Source organism: Cysteiniphilum sp. 19S12-1 (assembly GCF_052030685.1).
Taxonomy (GTDB): Bacteria; Pseudomonadota; Gammaproteobacteria; order Francisellales; family Francisellaceae; genus Caedibacter.
In genome coordinates this window covers 109,069-127,549 of record NZ_JBQAJM010000001.1, presented here as the reverse complement: position 1 = coordinate 127,549, position 18,481 = coordinate 109,069, and the positions used below count along the sequence as shown (strand labels likewise).

At 37.8% G+C, this 18,481-nt stretch carries 15 protein-coding genes; all 15 read left to right on the top strand.

From position 1 onward, the window contains the following. The first annotated feature begins 87 nt into the window (after nt 1–87). The 15 genes from ACTS4L_RS00615 (at nt 88) to ACTS4L_RS00545 (ending at nt 18,436) form a co-directional block, all read left to right on the top strand. Entirely contained in the window at nt 88–600 is a 513-nt protein-coding gene (locus ACTS4L_RS00615) for a hypothetical protein (RefSeq protein WP_440616484.1), read from the top strand. An 84-nt stretch (nt 601–684) separates the two neighbouring features. After that, nucleotides 685–3,153 carry a TcfC E-set like domain-containing protein gene (locus ACTS4L_RS00610; protein ID WP_440616486.1) on the top strand — a complete coding sequence of 823 codons (2,469 nt, stop codon included), beginning with the start codon at nt 685–687 and terminating at the stop codon, nt 3,151–3,153. A gap of 8 nt (nt 3,154–3,161) precedes the next feature. Next, entirely contained in the window at nt 3,162–4,157 is a 996-nt protein-coding gene (locus ACTS4L_RS00605; protein WP_440651593.1) for a hypothetical protein, read from the top strand. Between the two features lie 12 nt (nt 4,158–4,169). Continuing rightward, nucleotides 4,170–4,667, top strand: a complete 498-nt coding sequence (locus ACTS4L_RS00600) for a hypothetical protein (RefSeq protein ID WP_440651591.1) — start codon at nt 4,170–4,172, stop codon at nt 4,665–4,667. A gap of 9 nt (nt 4,668–4,676) precedes the next feature. Continuing rightward, complete coding sequence (locus ACTS4L_RS00595) at nt 4,677–5,228, top strand: hypothetical protein (RefSeq protein ID WP_440616489.1); 552 nt, start codon at nt 4,677–4,679, stop codon at nt 5,226–5,228. A 21-nt stretch (nt 5,229–5,249) separates the two neighbouring features. Beyond that, nucleotides 5,250–6,755, top strand: a complete 1,506-nt coding sequence (locus ACTS4L_RS00590) for a hypothetical protein (protein ID WP_440616490.1) — start codon at nt 5,250–5,252, stop codon at nt 6,753–6,755. Nucleotides 6,756–7,325: 570 nt separating this feature from the next. Then, entirely contained in the window at nt 7,326–7,883 is a 558-nt protein-coding gene (locus tag ACTS4L_RS00585) for a type 4 pilus major pilin (RefSeq protein ID WP_440616491.1), read from the top strand. A 137-nt stretch (nt 7,884–8,020) separates the two neighbouring features. Next, nucleotides 8,021–8,881 carry a pilus assembly FimT family protein gene (locus ACTS4L_RS00580; RefSeq protein WP_440616492.1) on the top strand — a complete coding sequence of 287 codons (861 nt, stop codon included), beginning with the start codon at nt 8,021–8,023 and terminating at the stop codon, nt 8,879–8,881. Nucleotides 8,882–8,920: 39 nt separating this feature from the next. Next, nucleotides 8,921–9,604 (top strand): TcpQ domain-containing protein, encoded by a 684-nt coding sequence (locus tag ACTS4L_RS00575; RefSeq protein ID WP_440616493.1) that lies wholly within the window; start codon nt 8,921–8,923, stop codon nt 9,602–9,604. A gap of 10 nt (nt 9,605–9,614) precedes the next feature. Next, nucleotides 9,615–11,210 carry a hypothetical protein gene (locus ACTS4L_RS00570; RefSeq protein ID WP_440616494.1) on the top strand — a complete coding sequence of 532 codons (1,596 nt, stop codon included), beginning with the start codon at nt 9,615–9,617 and terminating at the stop codon, nt 11,208–11,210. A 17-nt stretch (nt 11,211–11,227) separates the two neighbouring features. Next, complete coding sequence (locus ACTS4L_RS00565; protein ID WP_440616495.1) at nt 11,228–12,667, top strand: hypothetical protein; 1,440 nt, start codon at nt 11,228–11,230, stop codon at nt 12,665–12,667. Continuing rightward, nucleotides 12,657–13,163, top strand: coding sequence for a hypothetical protein (locus ACTS4L_RS00560; RefSeq protein ID WP_440616496.1), 507 nt, complete (start codon nt 12,657–12,659; stop codon nt 13,161–13,163). Before ACTS4L_RS00565 ends, ACTS4L_RS00560 begins: the two co-directional genes overlap by 11 nt. 20 nt (nt 13,164–13,183) lie before the next feature. Further along, the gene (locus ACTS4L_RS00555) at nt 13,184–14,812 is read left to right on the top strand and encodes a GspE/PulE family protein (protein WP_440616497.1); all 1,629 of its coding nucleotides are present in this window, start codon (nt 13,184–13,186) and stop codon (nt 14,810–14,812) included. Then, nucleotides 14,809–15,954, top strand: coding sequence for a hypothetical protein (locus ACTS4L_RS00550; RefSeq protein ID WP_440651589.1), 1,146 nt, complete (start codon nt 14,809–14,811; stop codon nt 15,952–15,954). Before ACTS4L_RS00555 ends, ACTS4L_RS00550 begins: the two co-directional genes overlap by 4 nt. A gap of 106 nt (nt 15,955–16,060) precedes the next feature. After that, nucleotides 16,061–18,436: a hypothetical protein gene (locus ACTS4L_RS00545; protein WP_440616499.1), complete on the top strand. Its 2,376-nt coding sequence runs from the start codon at nt 16,061–16,063 to the stop codon at nt 18,434–18,436. Nucleotides 18,437–18,481: the final 45 nt, after the last annotated feature.

The following is an 18,481-nucleotide window of genomic DNA, read 5'->3' as shown; positions in this document are numbered from 1 at the left end:
TAACCAACAGAGTTTTGATCTTTCTCGTAAGCTTTTGCTTGCTGAAAGGTTAGAGCTCATATTATCAAACCAAAAGGAGAGAATATTATGTTAAAAAGTAAGAAAATCTTAATGGCAGGTGTTGTAACAGCATTGTTTAGCAGTGCATGTTTTGCAGATGCAAGTGACAGCGTTACAAAAAAGATTACAGTTGAGATTGAGGTGGGGGCAAAAACTCTTCAGGATAAACTTAAGATGACAGAAGATACATCTACTAGTGCTGTGAAAAGGGGTGCGTTAGAAACAAATAAAGGAACTTCAAGGATTGATAACTTTATTACGTGGAATGATACTACATCAGGAGAGGTAGTTGTGACGGTTGCTAGTGGGGATAAAGATGGTGGATCATATGTCATTAAATCAGGTGAAAACAAAATGCCTGTGGCTTTTAGCATAGATGATAAAGAGATTAATGAGACTTCTGGGAGCGACAAAAAGCTGAAGCTAAACTCATCAGGTGATACCAAAGAGTTAGTAGTAACCTATGGTGATGGCTCTAGCGCTTATCCAGAAGGCGAATATTCAGGAAACTTCACCTTTAAGATATCAACTGATTTTTAACTAAATTTACTATCCCTGTCGTAAATCATTTTACGATGGGGAGTTGTTCAATAACATAAAAATATAGTCGAGAGAGTCATTTAGATGAGATTTAAAAGGTTTAAACAGCTCTTGTCATTTGTTTGGATAGGTTTGTTGCCCTTGCCAATAGGGGCAACTCTTTCTGTTTCTTTGGATGATAAATTCAAAAACGGGATTGAGGGTCTAGAAACGATCCCAGAAGATTTTGCCTCACAATTAGCTGATGCCATTGAGGTGGACGTCTCTATTTTGGGGGTTGAATTGGGGCAGCATATGATTCGACTAGATAAAGGTAAAATTTTCCTTGAGTCAAATGGTTTGTTTGACAATACCAGTGTTCATCTGAAAGATGGTGCGCGATTGATTTTAAATCAACTATTTGCTCAAGGGGTTGATTCCAGTAAAACCATTGATTGCTCACCTGTGTGGGATCAAAGTGGTTTGTGTCAGCGTAATTTACCTTTTATGATGACACAATTAGATTTAAATAGTATGCGTTTGAAGTTATGGCTGCCTGCTGAAGCATTTAGCTATCAGTCACAGCAAAATGATAAATATCTTAGTGCGCCCGAGGTTACTCATCTAAGTTCATTTTTTGGTTATCGATTTAATTTTAATTATGCAGATCATCGTGATACTAATTATTATCTTGAGCTTGATAATGCCACAGGCTATGGTCGTAATCATTTAAATAGCAGCGTTTTTTTGCAGCAAAATCGCCAAAGCAGTGATGTGCGAGTGAATAATGTCTATTGGCAATATGATAAAGAGACGATGTATTCACGTTTAGGCTATTTTAATAATGCTAATTTTTACAGTGGTCAGAATACGTATAGCTTGAATTATGCGTTTAATGGCACAGGTGTGATTAGCGAACTAGGTAGCTCTGATAATTTATCGTTGTCATCACAAAAAGCATCACTTATTCCGATACCTTTGTTTATCAATGCCAATTCAGTAGTCAATGTCTACAAAGATGGTCGTTTAATTTCGGTGCAGAATTTTAGCGCAGGCAATCACTTATTACAAACAGAGAGTTTTCCAAGTGGTATTTACCCGGTCAGAATCGAAATTACTCAGGCAGGTCAAGTAGTTCAAACTAAGACAGCGATGATCAATAAACCATCGTCTTTATCAAAGCTTCACGATAATAATAAAAACTATCGTGTGTGGTTGGGTGTAGTAGCTAAAGATCAAGACTCAGTGATCAAAGCTCCTTACTTGGGTGGAAGTTTTGCAACTGCGATCAATGAGACAATGATTATGAATTTTGGTGGTTATGGTGTAAATAACTTGGCAGTTGCTGAATGGGATAGCGAAGTTTCTTTGCCTTTAAATACACAAATAACGCAGACAGTTGCCGTAGATTCTGGGGCTAACTATGGTTATAACCTGCAGTTGTCTAATAGCTATTTTAGATATTTTTCAGTGAGCGCTTGGTACAATACAAATAGCAAAAGTGATAATGCTTATAGCCCCTTTAAATCACGTTACAATAGAGTTGGGCTATCACCTTATCTAAATTTAGAATCGATCAAGTTAGGGTCGATTTCGGGTACTTATAGTTATAGTTTTCACACCAATAAGGATAATCTGAATGCTTCGTATTTTCATACGTTGTATCAACGACATAATTGGTATGTTAATGCATCGATAAGTTATGACAGAAGTTTGCAAGGAGACGGGGAGAAGCAAAATAATTACGCCTTTATGCTCAATATTTCTTATACCTTTGGTAGTGGTAATACGTTAAGTGATTACTTACGCTATTCACCGAGTGATAAGCAGATTTCTAATGGCTTAAGCTTCAGACCAAATCTAGACAATGAGCATATAAGATATATCAATGCCAATGTTGATTATCGTAAAGATTATGTTAATGGTATGTTGTCAACAAGTCTGGCGTCAAGTTATCTGCAGGGGGATCTAGCAACATCCGTGGTCAGTCAAAATAATCGTGAAAATTATTCCGCTTCAGGTAGTCTCTATGGTGGTATAAGTCTCACGCCACAAAGCATTGCGCTACACAATGATCACCGTGGTAAGTCAGGTGTGGTTATTCATCTGGATACAGAAGATAAAAACCACAAGATGGCAGCACAGATCAATGGTGTCAGTTATCCAGTTTATAAGGGGAATAACTTCATTGCACTGCCTCATTATAAACAATACAAGGTTTCATTGAGTGATCATCAAGATGAAGCGCAATTGCTACAGTACTCAGATAAGCGAGAGTTTGTCAGTCTTTATCCTGGTTCTATTTATTATCTGTCAAGAGCAGCATTTCCGGTGATTGAGGTTGTTGGTCAAGTTATTGATGGCAAAGGCAATCCAATTCGCGGTGCCAAACTATTAAGCTATGGCGATATGGCAACTTATAGCGATGAGTCAGGATTTTTTGTCACAAGTGTGAGTAAGGTAAAACCTGCGTTAACGATTGCAACGAAAGCCGAGAAATGTGCTTATGATTTAAATGCAAATGAAATAACAAGTGCTCAACCTGGTTATTGGGTTGGTGCATTTACGTGTTGAGGTGTGTGATGGTAAGAAAATGTTCTAATATATTGGTAGGGTATCTATTAATGAGCTTTTGCTATATAAGTGCCAATACAATAAGCATTAACGTTGATTTGGCTGAGAAAAAGATTACACAGACTGGGGGAATTATAACCTCTAAGGTGACATTTGATCGTCAGCTAATTTTTGATGTAGGGCAGCTAGATTTAAATGGAAAAATAAATCAATCTTTAAATGGGCATTTTAATTATTATTGTGGATATAGCTTTTACAATTATTGCAACGCTAACTCTAAAGGGACACTATCTAACAAGATCAGTTTAAGTTGTAACAATGGTGTTGAGTTAACCGGCACAGTGACCTCAGAAGGTGATAATTTTTACTTGAACAATTCTCCTGTAAAATCCTTCGGTAAGAGTCCTGGTCACTTATCTATTCGTTCTTCTGATTTATATCATATTAAGAAATTGCATTTTAGGTTTGATAATATCCAGCTTGCTGATTCAGCAGGAATTTCAAATTGCTCGGGTAAAGTCAAGCTTAATGGCAGTTTTTGGCTTAATCGATATCAAAATCAACATGATCGTAATCCGAAGGAATATAAGGAAATTAAAGTTGATAATCAAATACAGATGACGCTTAATTTTTTGCCTTACATAAAGTTAAAAGGGCCGTCATCATATAAGGTCACACTCACTGAAAATAGTAGCTCCGGTAATTATCATGCAACGGCTAGTATACCTTATGTGACTAATGCTAATAACGTTCAAGTAAAACTTAAAAGCTGTGACAGCTATCAAGACGGTTGTGTTTTGAAAAATGGTGATGACGAACACATTCCATTGACATTAAAAATAAATAATCAGGAATTAAAAACGGATCAAAATCAATCTATCGCTATACGGCAAGCTTCCAATGAACTAAATGTCGATTTACTTGCGGCTGCAGCTGCGGTTAAACAGGCAAAGGTAGGCAAGTACACAAATAAGACTGTGCTTGTACTTACGGCAAACTTTTAGGGAGAGATGGCAATGAACAAAATAATAAAATGGGTAGGACTGTTTATATTTCCGTTGAGTTGTATTGCTTCTAATACAGCAGAGGTTACAATTGATAGCGAGCTTGAGGTAAAGCCTTGGTTTACTGTTCAAGTCGATGGTAGCAACAATATTGATTTTACATCACAAGTAAAGACGGTTACCCACAACTGTTCGGTAGCTAATGAGGCTGACTATGTTTATGCAGGTAAATCTTCAAATATAAGTTTTCTAAGCAATATTCCTAACCCTAGTTATCGCATGAAATGTGAACAAGCAACGATGAAACATCATGAATCTTCTCATACAATTACTTTAGAGAGTTATGTTTGTATAGAAAACCAAGCGGAACCGTTAGGAGCTAGGAATAGGCGAGTGCCACAACGAGGTACTGAATTTTTACTTTTAGTTAAAAAAGTTGGCGGAAATGCCTCTTATCAAAGAGGTATCTATAAAGGGCAGCTTGTTTGTCATGTTTCGGTAGACTATTAGGTGGAAGTTATGATGCGAAAAACGATTATTTTTTTAAGTGGAATACTGTTAGCAATTGTATCAGTTGGGAGTTCACTTCCACCACAACAAGTTCTGTTTAATTTAACGCTTGATACTAGCAAAATGCCAACGGTCGAAGTTGATCTATCCAATCAACATTTAAATATTGGGCAGATTAAGCTTGATAAAGATCAGAAACTACCTCCTTTTAAATCTAAAGAATTACAAGGGCAAGTGTTGTTAACCAATAGCAATGTACTGGAGGTTTCAATAACCTGTCAGAATCAAGATAAGGGGCACTGTGTCTTACATGCAAACGATGCGAGTGGACAGTGTCCAGCTTGCAAAATAAGTTATCAGGTTTGCTTGTCTGTTGAGCGTAAAAGTCCTTTTTGTAAGGATAGTTTAAATAACCAAATCATTAAGCTCAATCAGAAGCAAAGCAATATACCGTTTAGTATTTATATTCAGGGTAGTGGGGGTGATCTTATTCCATTGGGCTCAAATAGTGAGAAGTTTATAGGAGACTTTTCGTTGACATTTAAAGCAAGTTTTATTTAACACACATAAGGAGAAAATAGCATGAGAAAAAAGAGTACTTACGTTTACATATTATCAGGTTTAATGGGTATGAGCAGTATTGGTTATAGCAATAATGTAGATAGTGGGGTAGGTTCTAGTGAGCCTATTAGCATTCCAGCTAACTATACTTTGCATGAGCAAGTATTAGATCCAGACTTTGATAAGACAGTAACCACAGAAACATACCATAAAGAGCAGTTAGATAATTTGCTAGCTACAGATAAAGGCTTTTTGTGGCTTCAATCACCAGCAGGGAAAAATTGGCTAGTAAGCAAAGTTGGTCATAACTGGTTTTTATCAGATTCGTTGGTTGTTAATCGTTGGTTAGATACAGAAGACGCAAAATCTTGGGTCTTAACACATGAAGGGCAGCAGTCGATGCTTGCAAAAGTAAATTCGCTTTCGGATGAAAAAGCGCTTAATTTTCATTCTGTAGATGCTAAGTGGTGGCCAAGTTTCGCGAGTATTATTGGTTATGGAGCAGCAGGAGTTGGTGGTGTTGCTGGCTACAAATACTATGATGGTGACGTGAAACAAAAACTTAGTGCAGGAGCTGCAATGGCAATAGCTGGATTAGCAGCTTTTAAACTAACTCAATCAGTAGTAAATGCTTGCACCAGCTTTAAATCAGACTTAGATAAAGTATTCATAACAAAAGCAGGACAGCAATGGTTGTATACCGAAAGTGGTATTAAGTGGCTAGTGAGTCCACAAGGTTCTCAGTGGCTTATGGATTCAGAAGGTCAGGATAGATTAAGCTTATTGGAAGGAAATAAAAATGGTCACAGTGTTGCAAAGGGCATTATACATAATGGGAGTCCTAATAAGATCAATCAAGTCGTACAACAAATGGAACAAGTTCTACTTAACAAAGTCAATAAGGCAAATACAATCGCGGGCTATTGGCATGCTTCTGATTTAGATCAATTTTTATCTACTTATGTGGGTGGATTGTGGTTAGCAAGTTCTACAGGAATTTCATGGCTGCAAACTTATGATGGCAGTCAGTGGCAGGTCGATTCAAAAGGTAAGATGCGTCCAATTTTTAACGAATGGTTAAATAAAGATTCCACTGTAGGAGTAATTAAAACCAATGCAGATTTACAAAAGATCATTCTTGAGCATATTGAAAGTATGGATAATCATGATGATTCCAAAAATTGGTATTATGAGTCCGAATTATCGCAATTTATATCCTCAAAAGCTGCTGGTATGTGGTTAACAACCGATGTTGGCAAAGAATGGATGAAAGGTAATAGTTGGCAGAGTTGGTTGAAAAGTGCCCGAAATGGTTGGTTTTGGGAGTATTCTGTTATTAAATGGTTAAATACGCCAGCTGCTGTAGAATGGATACAATCAAATGATGCAAAGACCCAGTTTAAAACTATTTTAAATCAATGGGATGCTGAGAAATGTAAAGATGGCATGATATATAACTCTAGCTGCTCTGCGGTGAAAAATACAAAAGCTGGGAAGTTATATGTAAAAGCTTTGTCTAAACAATAAAGCTGTTGATTGGATTTCATATATCAAAATAAGATCAATTAATTTCTTTTATTAAATAAATATCAATGGTGTTTTCTAATAACATGCTCATCTGTTCTTGACAGCATGATGAGTATCCATGTTGCACTTGGTGACATAGTCTAACATCTTGTGGCGTGACTTAAATCAGACTCTATGCGTAAATGGTTATGGGTTGGTTGGTTTCTCAAGTAGTTATTTGATGTGGTAATTAAAGGGCTGATCATTGTTATGTTTTTTGTAGTTTAAGGGGAAATATGGGGTTTAAGTTTAAGTACTGTTTTATTGCCAGCATTGTTCTATCAATCTGTCCGATAAAGCTTCTGGATATTGAGTTTTGAACATGGGCTGTGTACCTTGAGCTTACAGGCAAATCGCACAATATCTATTGATTTAGGTAAGTGTTTTGAGTTGGTGATAAGAGCGCTGTTATCTGAGGCTAATCTGCTAAGGCAGATAAATCGAACTGACTTTAGAGTAATTATAGTAAACAAAATATAAGTGATATTAAAACTAATTAATTAAAGGTTTAACAACAAAAAGGAGAAAATAATGATGAAGAAAATAAACAAAATGAACAAGCAAAAAGGTTTTTCATTAATTGAGTTAATGGTTGTGCTGGTTATTATTGGGGTACTGACTGCCATTGTGATTTCACAGTTTGCCAAGGCGGCACAGAAAAACCGTATTTTAGAAACAACAAACTTAATGGGCGCTGTTCAGTCAACACTGCATGATGTCACACAGATGGATTTAGGACGTGAAATTAATAATAGTTTAGTTGTAAAAAGTGATCGTATTCCTCAAAAGTATATCAACTCAATCAAAGGTGAAGGTGGTAAAACTACTAGTACAAGGATTGTGACGCCATTTGGTGGAGAGCTCACACTTGAAGGTGCAGCAGGTGGGACATCATACACAATTAAGTTTGATAGTATGTCGCAGCAGGCTTGTGATTCATTAGCGAATGCAGCATTGATGTCAGATGCAACTAATATAAAAATTAATGCTACAGATACACTGCTTACCCCTGATGCTATTTCAAAGGCATGTGAAGGTGGTGCCGGCACAGATAAGAAGTATCCGGTTCTGTTTACATTTAAAAGATAATCCTTTTGGTAGTCTGCAATTCTAACATTGGTTGTGTAAGCCTAGTTGATGATACCTATCCCTGCTAGGATGAAAAATAATCATTAGGATTACATGTTTTTGCAGTAAACAATAAAAACTTATTCTAGGAAGATCTAGTGCATATATTTTCAAAGAGACAAAACTGTCAGCTAAGACCTAAGCAACAAGGCTATATCCTCATTTCATTAATGGTGTCATTGGTGATTTTAGGGCTGATTGCAATCAATGAATATATGCGCTTGGTCAAAAAACAGCAGCTGGATCGAGCAGAAACAGCAGCGATACAGATGGTTAGTGTTGCCAATAGCATTGGTGATGCCATTTATGAGCCAATGGCAATGATTGAAAGGGCGAAAGGCAATTCAAAAGATCAACAAGAAATACGGGTAAAAGCGCTACAAGGTCAGGCGACTGAGATTCAAGACAAATGGCGCAAAGAGACCGATCATAATAATCATTGGGTTACTCTACAGACATTTTATAATGAACCTATTTTATCTGCAGTGTGTGGCATGAGTCGTCCGCCGATTACGCAGAGCCAAACGTTTTTATCTTGTCTTAAGGCGCGTCAAATGAATTATTTTAATAATGAATATCGTTCGGTTTGCCGATGCGTTAATCAAAAAATTGGCTATGCCGGATTTATCAATATGATACCGGCTGAGATTGATATGCAGCCGATTTGGGGTGAGGATAGTGAAACACCTAAATCTGTATTGTTACGCGTGCCATATCCTGAGCTTGGTGGGGAGGTCGATAGTGGCTTGGCATTGAGAATGTTGGCACATTTAAAGAGACATCTCGTTGATACACCACAATTAAAGTTTGCGGTGTGTATGGGGGAGCTAAAAAACCCCTATCGGTTGCCGTCCAATCCATTTGCTTGTGAAACGGATGTTGAGACAAGTAATTATTTGGAGAAAAGTAATCAGTCGATTTATATCCATATTGAAAGAAAAGATTATAAAAAATCATAAAAATATAGAAAAATAAAAAAATAGAAAAGGTAAAGGAAAGTGAGCGATAACAGAATCTGGCAAAAGCTGCCATGTTTAGTATGTTTTGTAACTGTTTTACTGGTGATTGCGCTGTTTTATCAACGTGCGCTAGCACAGGAGTCGGTTTCAGAGAGTTCTTTTAAAGTGGTGAGTCTTAACTGTGCCTTATCTGAACATTGTGCTGACATTGATATTAAGCAATCCCGAGGCGTAGGCAAGATTGTTTCGGATGATGAGTATAACGGTTTTACATTAATGATTGCCGATAATATTTTAGATGATTTGTCGTCTGAAGAGATGCATATGATTTTTGGTCAAGAGGATACGCGCTATGCAATTGGTGTTAATCTTGAGGATAACACGGTTGCCATTGCGCAAACACAAAAAGAAGCCGATTTATTGGCAAAGCACCCACGAGAAGTCTTCTATGCCCTAAAGGGACAAACCTTAAAACAGACGATTGAACGTTGGCTTTCTTATCAAGGGGTTAAACTGATATGGGAGGCATCTGTCGATTATAAGCTTGTTGCATCTGCTGTATTTGAAGGTAAGCTTTTTGCAGCCGATGGCGCATTAAACAATCTGTTAAAGGCGTTTGAGGAGGCTGATCATCCATTACAGGCGCAATTAAAAGCCAATAACGTGCTGGTAATTAAAGCCAAATCATATTCTTCAAATATGGTTGTTATGCAAAATGACTGAAGGTTGTCTTATGAAAAATAATAACAAAATATTGAATGTCTTATTAAGCAGTTTGCTGTTGTCCTTAACAGCATGCAGCACTGCCGTTTATAAAACGATTGATAAAAACACAGATGATCATATTGCAAAAGCAAATAACATGATGTCAAGCCTTAAAAAACCGGCATCAGAGCAATTTGTGACGGTGAGTGATACGCCTTATGTGCAAGGTGATCTTATTGATATTGAAGCAGAAAATGCTTTGCCTCAAATATTCCAACGTTCCTTTCAATATACTACTGCCGCAACGGGTGTTGCATTGGAAACTTTGATCTCCAAGATACATAAAATCACGCAAGCTAAAGTGATTGTTTCAGAAGGTGCGATTGCCTATATTCTTGAGCGTGAGCATGCTGCCATGCCTGAAGCTGATGTGGCAAAGAAAGAAAAAGTCGCTTATGAAGTCGCAGATATTCAAGATGTGATGCTACATTGTGACTATGTAGGTGATATTGCTGGATTCTTGGACTATGTTGCATTTAAGCTGGGTGTTTTCTGGAAGTATGATCAAAACAGAAACACGCTTGAATTCTTCAGAACGGAAACCAAGACATTTCATGTAGATATTTTAACAGATAAGATTAAAACGACGACTAAAGTTGGCAGTAACTCGAGTACGGGTGTTAATCAATCGGCTTCACTTAAGACTGAAAATGAAGCAGAGTACGATAATCCTTGGGCTGCGGTGATTAAAACCATTAAATCGATTATTGGTCAATCAGGCAGTGTTGATGAGAACTCAACGCTTAATCTGATTACAGTCAAGACCACGCCACTATTGATGCGTCAAGTCGCCCAATATCTTGAGGAGATTAATCGCACGGCAAGAAAGAAAGTCGTCATTAGACTGGATGTCTATGATGTTGATCAGAAAAATACCTCCAATTACGGTTTTGATTGGAATGCACTATATCAAGGAACTAAGGGGGCAATCGATTTGAAGACAGCAACAGCTTTAACGGGCAGCTATGGCACGCTAACCAGTGCGATTTCATCAGGACCGTGGAGTACTTCAAAATTAATTATCCAAGCATTGCAAACCATGGGTAAAACCACACATGTTACCGGTACGACAATGTATACTGTCAGTGGTCGTCCGGTGCCGATTCAAGTATCAACAACCACTGCCTATATTAAAAAGGTTGATGTGGTAGTGAAAGGGGGTGGTGATACACCAATCGTGGAGCAGTCAGCGACGCCGAGTGAATACAATGAAGGTTATGAGATTAAAGTGCTCCCAATTGTCGTTAAAGGCAATGAAATTTTGGTTGACTTAAGTGTTAATCTGACCAATCTGGTGCGTATGGATGAGTCAAAAGTGCCTGTTCATGGTAGTAAAGAGCCACAAACCATTAAACTGCCATCTATTCGTAACAAAAGCTTTATGCAGTCAGTGCCATTAAAATCAGGTCAAACGGTTATTTTAGCCGGCTTTGAAGACAAGAAAGATATTGCGCAAACCGACAGTGTTGGTCCGCAAAGCACTTGGATGTTAGGTGGTTCGCAGGCGGCGTCAAATAACTCAACGGTCACGGTGATTGTTGTCACACCGTATCTGATACGTTAACAACTATGGAGAAACACATGATTATTGCTATAGACAATAAACGTTATGCCATTGGCTTAACTTGGTTTATTGCGGATAGTGAACATAAATTATTTGATGCACTTTATCATATTGACTGTCAAAGCTTTGTAATGGATGTAAAGCGCAATATTGCTGCAGCTATGCCGTCAAATGTAACACAAAGTGAGGTGATTGGTGCTGTCTCACTTGCTGCCGTGCTTAGTGAACTATTGGCAAAAGATGCTATTTATATCTTTCGCTTGTTTGATAAAGCGGGTAATTCAATAGATAAGTATTGGTTGTGTGTCGTAAAAAACGGTGTGATTTTACCAACGGTCAAATTACCGGTCAATCAAGAAGCAAGTTTTCAAAATGACAATATAGAGTCATTAAATGGGGAGATTGAATTATCTGGCGATATGATTGTTGATGAGGCTTCTTTACATCAATGTATGCGTTATTTAGCCAAAGTTTTTTCAGTTGATACTTTTGGGCGAATTTTACAGTGTGATACAGCGGTTGATAATCCGTTGATTGATAAGATTGTCTTAGATTTTGCCATTGATAGGACACTAATCAAAAGAAACGCACTGACGCAATTATTGATAAATATCAAAGACGAAGACTCGCGCCAGTTTGTGATTAAGGCATTGCCTAAACATGTCAAAAAGGTAGACAGTAAGCCTGTTTCTCGTAAGGAAAATGTTTCTACATCAAGACGTAAACTCGTTAGTTACGGGGTGTTATCGCTAGTATTAGCTGTAGGAGGATATATGTATTTTTCAAATAATACATCATCAAAAAGTTCTAACAATAAAGATGCCAATGAGATGAAACTACAGCAGGAAAAAGCCTATATTCAGAAAGTTGAATCAGACATTCAGCATAAGAATGCTTACCCTTTGATTATTAAGTTTGTCAATGCCGTTGGCAATTTGCCTACGTCGGTATTGCAGTGGCATATCCAAAAAGTTAGTTATCAGCCGGGGGCATTGAATGATGTAAGTGCGGTTTATGTGTTAAACAATAAAAAGCATAAAGCTGCTCTAACAAAGGCAGCATTTAATCATATTCAATCATTACAAGCAACTTCAGTGACTGAGTCGGTTGATAACATGACTAATGTGGGCTTGAAGTTTGTATCTGATGATCATTCTTCCACTAATCAATTGATATTAGGTTTAAAAGAGACAGTGGCTGCAAGTGGCTATCGTTTTAATCGATTTGTAGAGGAGTTGAAACTAAGAGGGATAGATTTCAAATTAGTCCCTCCTCAGTCATCTTATGGCATTGCTAAACATGGGATAACTGTTATAGGGCATAGCATGCGTGAGCTTATAACATTAACAGCAATGGCAAAGGAATTAAGTACATTTGTTATAGTCAGTATTGAAATACAGAACAATCAAGGCAAACCAGTTTCTTGGATTGTTAAAGGAGAAATCTATGAAGCATAAACAATCATCTGCTACTTATCTGCGCTTTTTGCGATTTTCAACTCTTTTATTTGCATTGAGCGCCGTCACGATTTATGGGCAAACAAAAAACTCGGAACAAACCTATGCTATTGATTCTAGCAATCACTATTATCAGAGCATTCAAGCACAGGATCACTTACATGCGCAAATTCAGCAGCAGGCGCTCGAAAATCAGGTGATGCAACAAAAGATAGCAAATCATAAATTGCAGCGTCAACTAGCTGCTGCCAGTAAATCTAAAGGAGTGTTGAACACTACTTCAGTTAGATATGGTCATGGTGAGTTAAGTGTCAGTGAGATCTCACAAATTGGTGATATATGGGAAGCTGTTATATGGTTTCAGGCAAAAAAGTATGCGCTTAGTGTTGGTCAGTTAGTTGGTAAGCGTTACAAGGTGGAGTCTATTCACCCTGACAGCGTGACTTTTGTCGATCTTGCAAATAATACTCAAACCTTTAGCGTTAATATTGATTAAATTTTTGGGTGTGTATGGTTATGAGTAAGAGCTATCAAACGATCGATGATATTTATGGTGATATTTATCAGTCATTAGAAAATAGTAATGATCGTCCTGCTACTTCGGTGCATGAACTAGATTTTGTGATTCAAGATGTGATTCAAGCATCAGCTAAAAAAGAGCAACATGTTTTTGCAAAGGCGCTTAAAAACGGACAGCAAGAAATTGGCGTTGTATTTATTTCTAATGAGGTTCCCAAGGCGCGATATGAACATATTAAAAAGCAAGGGAAAAACTATCTCAAAGATGATCTGACCATTACGGTTCAGCCTGTTGTTGCCTCATTACTAGATGAACTTATTACGTTGTCTTTGAGAGATGAAATTGACACAGGTATTTTAAGTGAATTTTATACCATCGTAAAAGAAGCAGTAGATCACAAAGCATCTGATATCCATATTGAAGCAACGGCGACACGAGTTGAGTTAAAGCATCGTATTAATGGGCTGGTCTATCTGCATAAAGCGTATGATGCCGAGGTGATGCTTAAGATCTTGCGAGCAATTTATAATACCAAAGGACATTACGGTACAGTTGATAAACAGTTAGATCTATACAACAAAGCACAACAGGCTGTCATTGATCAGCATATTGATGGAGTCGTTTATCGCTTGCGTTTTCAAAGTACGCCACTATACCCATACGGTTATAATGTGGTGATGCGAGTGTTATCTATGGGGAAAAAACAGAACCAGACAATACACTCGTTAGGCTATGCACCTGAGCAGGTTGAGCTGATGGATAAGGCACTGGTTTCACCAGAAGGCGTGATTATTTTCTCAGGTGAAACTGGTTCAGGCAAAAGTACATCATTATCTGTGGTTCTGAAGCTAATGGTAGACCGCAGTCGTCGTCAGAAGAAAATACTAACGATTGAGTCGCCGCCTGAATATATTATTGATGGTGCTTGTCAAATCCCCGTGCATGAAACAGCGGATGATACCAGTCAAATGACATTGGAGAAATTTAACCATACGTTTAAAGCAGCCATGCGCCTAGATCCAGATGTTATTATGGCGGGAGAAATACGTGATAGATCATCTGCCGTATTATTGCAACAAGCCGTGCAATCTGGACATAAGGTCTTGACAACCCTGCATGCCCAGAATGCTTTTTTGTGTGTTGAGCGTTTAATGGGTATTGGCATTGACAAGGAGGTGTTATTGTCACCTAAATTCTTATCAATGATTGTTCATCAAACACTTGTGCCAATCGTTTGTCCTGAGTGCTCTTGGGGTTATGAAAAATATCGATCGATTTATCCAGATTGTAAGGTGCTGTATCGACTAGAGCACATTATTCATCAATATGGCAATGATGATAAAGTGCTTCAAAATGTACGCTTTGCCAATCGTGAAGGGTGTGACCACTGTGATCATAAAGCCGTTATTGGTCGTGAGGTTGTTGCTGAGGTGCTTATACCCACAGAAGCGTTATTGGAAAAAATGCGTTTAGGTCGAATGAGTGAGGCAAAAGAAATATGGTATCACATCGGTGGGCAAAATATGGCTGCTCATGCTTTTGCAAAGGTGTTATCAGGTTTACTGTGTCCGACGATGTATGAGTATAAAATGGGACGTCTGGATGAAATGGAGGTAGGGCAATGAAAGGCTTTGCCATGAAGTCAATCTTTGATCGCTTCAAGTTGAAATTTGGGCAAGATAAAAGTCAAATGAATGTTAGAAATATTAGAAATTACAATATCTTCTTGATTTTTGTTTTGCGTTTATTTTTTTCTAATCGTGTGCGAGCCTCGTTATATCAAAATATTATTCTGGTGATGAGCAATAGTAGCTTGAGTATTTACGGCACACTGGTGGCTCTTAAAGAGAAGTATACATACTATCGATCGTTTAATAACAGCATATTGTCAATGATTTTAAATGATTGGATTAGACGAATTGAGTATGAGGGAATGGCGTTTGATGAGGCGATTAAATCTTATGTTCCAAGAAATGAGCATATGATGATTAAGGCGAATTTTGATGACCCTATTAATGCGCTTGATTATGCCAGTACATTGACAAGAAAGTTTGCATTATTAACTAAGAAAATTGCAATTGGAATGATTATGCCAGTCATTGCAACATTGATTTTAATTGCGGTCATTATTGGTTGTTCGCTTAAGGTCATTCCAATGCTATTGGAATCACTACCTGCTGATAATTTATCTGGCAATATTGCAGATTTTATTGCATTGAATAACGCTATCACCAGTCATGCATGGTATATTGTTTCGATCGCTATTGTGTTGATTATTACAGTGCCAATAATAATTAAGCGCTGGACTTTTCGCATGCGCTATCGCTTATTCGATAAAATATGGGGGTTTACTGAGTATAAGAGGATTCAAGCGACAAGCATTCTGATTTCATTAGCATCACTGCTGAGTTCTGGCAAAAGTTTTAATATGGCATTTATGTTGATTGAAACAAATTGTTCATATTATCTCAAACCATATATTGTCAGGATAAGAGAAATGATGTCGCAAGACGGGCTTTCAGCTGGTCGCGCGCTAGCGAGTGTGAATCTTTTTAATAACAATACATCACTGCTGTTGGATATTTATACCGATGCGGGGGCGATTGAGGAGGGGTTACTTGCGTTGAGTGACCGTGTTCTGGAAACTGAAATCAATGCGATTGTGGCAAAGATGAAAATGCTAGGGTTTGTGATTTTAGGTTTATCAATGGGCTACATCGGTTTCTTTTATTTTTCAGTGGCGACATTATCAGACAGTATGCGCTAAAAAGTTCTTAAGGATGGGGTGTTTATTATAGGGGAATTGTCTATAAATGGATGGCGTGGAATTCTTTAGCGCTGTCTTTATTACTAATTTCATTATGGGAGCTATTATGAAAAAAATATGTATAGTATTGTTTGCATTAGGCGTAATGCCTCTGGGTAACGCAATTGCCTTAGAGAGTAAAGCAGTGGGAGATGAGATACGACAGTTGCACTTGGATGATAGTGCATTAAATACCTTGGAGGGTTTAAATAAGATTAAAAACAATCAATATTTACAGAATTTGCTATATAGCCGTGTTAGTAAAATGGATAAAGGAGATCAATACAATTGGTATCAGCATTCAGAGTTTGGTAAATTTATCTTATCTAATGCAGGTCAGTATTGGATAGAGACCCATGCTGGTGATGAATGGTTGAAACAGGCTCAATGGCTTCATTGGCTGCAAGAAAATGCAAAAAACACTTGGGTTTTTAACAACGCAGCCATTAGTTGGCTTAATTCCCCTGCTGCTTTGAGATGGGTTGATAAACACTTTGGAAAAAATCAGTTTTCCAAATTAATGGCATACTGTGCTGATATACAAAGTGCTCAGTATAAATCAGATTGTGAAATATTAAAAAACACTAAAGCGGGCAAAGCTTTTTATGATCATTCAGAGTCAAGGTCTTCAGATCATTTATTCACTTCTAATGCCCTGCAAAATTCATCAATGCAAGATAGTGGGCAAACTGATAGTGGTTTTGATAATAAAGGGTTTGATGATGGAAAGCCTTCTTTTGGTGAACTAGATCGTAATACGTCACCTTACAAAGCAGATATTCTTAATGCGAGTAATGTATCAATAACAGGAGGAGCAGTTGCGGCGTCAGCGGCTATTCCTGCAGCAGTTGTCTGGGGTAGATTGCAGGATAATAGCCAAACAGAGCAATCAGAGCAAGACGCTAATACCCTAGCTGCTGTAAATAAACTAAAAAAATGTCAGCGTAGTGCAGATACTGTCGAGTGTTCCTTAACAGAAAGGGCAGATGTAAGAACTTTAATCAACGACATTGAACGCTCATGGGATATCCGTATTAACAACCAGTCATTGACGGTTTTATTCAATAATCAGCTACTAGAAGGTGTTGGTAGGGAATATGACTTAGGTTCAGCGATGTCTCCTGTTCATATGTCAAACGTGCTCACGCTGATGTATAGTCAAGCAATTGAAAGAGCAAATCTAGCAGGGCAAAGCACAGTCAATATACCAGGCCCTATAGATAATGATGTTAATAATAGTGAAATTAATGATTTTCTGCGTGAACTTGGTGATGCTGCTAATGAAATTGGTGATGATATTGTTATTGGAAATAATATTATTAGGATTAGCCATGCTGATATGAATGACTCTGCTGGTAGTGTATCTGTGGCTGGGGCAATCAACAATATCGTTAATGTTGCCCATGGGCTGGAAGCCGATCAGACGCGATTGTTTCCAATATTAAGAGATGGTCATTTTTATTTGATTGCAATCCATAGGACTGAGAATGGTGATTATCAAGTCTTGGTATTTGACTCGGCAGGTATAAATACTCAAAACTCATCCTTAGCTAGGGGCGTTATTGAGCAACTGCAACAGCAAACTCACGAACGTGTGACACCATTGGTGTACTCTAGAGGAATACAGGCAGGTAATGATTGTGGATTCTATGTGACCTATCTTATGCATAGATTAATAAATAGAGGCTTCTCGCGTGTTGTACATGATCTGGGGCTTGTAAATGGTGCGCAAGATAGTTTATTTGAACTAAATCCGCAGAGTGTACAACAGCGTAATAGAGTATCTATTTGGTTGCGTAATTACTTTACTCAGTTGTATCAACTTGTTGAAAATTATAATCGTGATCAGCCACAAGATGAGGTCGGTATTAGTTTCCTTAACGATATACAAAGAACCATTGGCTTTAACGGTCTTACATCGCTTATATTATTGGCTTATCAAACCAATAACTCCCCCTATATTAACGATGCGCATAGTGATGATGTGCTTAGTGAAGTCGTTTTGCAAAGCATTGAAAATCATTTGAGTAGAAAATTATCTGAGCATGAAAGGCGTTTAATCTTAGAATCGCATCAAGGTGCTGTAGCACCGTTGACGAATACTTTTATTGAAAGTGCGTTCGCAAGGGGGATTGAAATTGGGCTAGATTCTACGAATAAAAAAGAAGTTGTCAATGTGGTTTTAGATGAAGACGCACCAAATAATAGTCATATCAAGTTAGGTCTGACTGTACCGATTATAGCTGCTGAAACGGGTAGTGCTGTTGGAGATCTCGTTGCTTCCACAAATATCTCTCTCGAGCAAAAAGCGAAGAAAATGACAAAGGGCAAGCACCAAAGAAAATCAAAAAACCAAGGTTATCAAATTCCCGTTAGACAAAGTCTGGTCTACAAAGATATCAGTATGCGCTTTGAGGCAAAACCGGATAGTCGGCGTGTATAAAAACCACTAGGACTGCTTGTCCGTTATATCGAAGTTAAAGGCTTT

Coding starts and splice junctions, on each gene's coding strand:
- ACTS4L_RS00615 (WP_440616484.1), top strand. CDS start 88: ATGTTAAAAAGTAAGAAAATCTTAATGGCAGGTGTTGTAACAGCATTG.
- ACTS4L_RS00610 (WP_440616486.1), top strand. CDS start 685: ATGAGATTTAAAAGGTTTAAACAGCTCTTGTCATTTGTTTGGATAGGT.
- ACTS4L_RS00605 (WP_440651593.1), top strand. CDS start 3,162: ATGGTAAGAAAATGTTCTAATATATTGGTAGGGTATCTATTAATGAGC.
- ACTS4L_RS00600 (WP_440651591.1), top strand. CDS start 4,170: ATGAACAAAATAATAAAATGGGTAGGACTGTTTATATTTCCGTTGAGT.
- ACTS4L_RS00595 (WP_440616489.1), top strand. CDS start 4,677: ATGATGCGAAAAACGATTATTTTTTTAAGTGGAATACTGTTAGCAATT.
- ACTS4L_RS00590 (WP_440616490.1), top strand. CDS start 5,250: ATGAGAAAAAAGAGTACTTACGTTTACATATTATCAGGTTTAATGGGT.
- ACTS4L_RS00585 (WP_440616491.1), top strand. CDS start 7,326: ATGATGAAGAAAATAAACAAAATGAACAAGCAAAAAGGTTTTTCATTA.
- ACTS4L_RS00570 (WP_440616494.1), top strand. CDS start 9,615: ATGAAAAATAATAACAAAATATTGAATGTCTTATTAAGCAGTTTGCTG.
- ACTS4L_RS00565 (WP_440616495.1), top strand. CDS start 11,228: ATGATTATTGCTATAGACAATAAACGTTATGCCATTGGCTTAACTTGG.
- ACTS4L_RS00560 (WP_440616496.1), top strand. CDS start 12,657: ATGAAGCATAAACAATCATCTGCTACTTATCTGCGCTTTTTGCGATTT.
- ACTS4L_RS00555 (WP_440616497.1), top strand. CDS start 13,184: ATGAGTAAGAGCTATCAAACGATCGATGATATTTATGGTGATATTTAT.
- ACTS4L_RS00550 (WP_440651589.1), top strand. CDS start 14,809: ATGAAAGGCTTTGCCATGAAGTCAATCTTTGATCGCTTCAAGTTGAAA.
- ACTS4L_RS00545 (WP_440616499.1), top strand. CDS start 16,061: ATGAAAAAAATATGTATAGTATTGTTTGCATTAGGCGTAATGCCTCTG.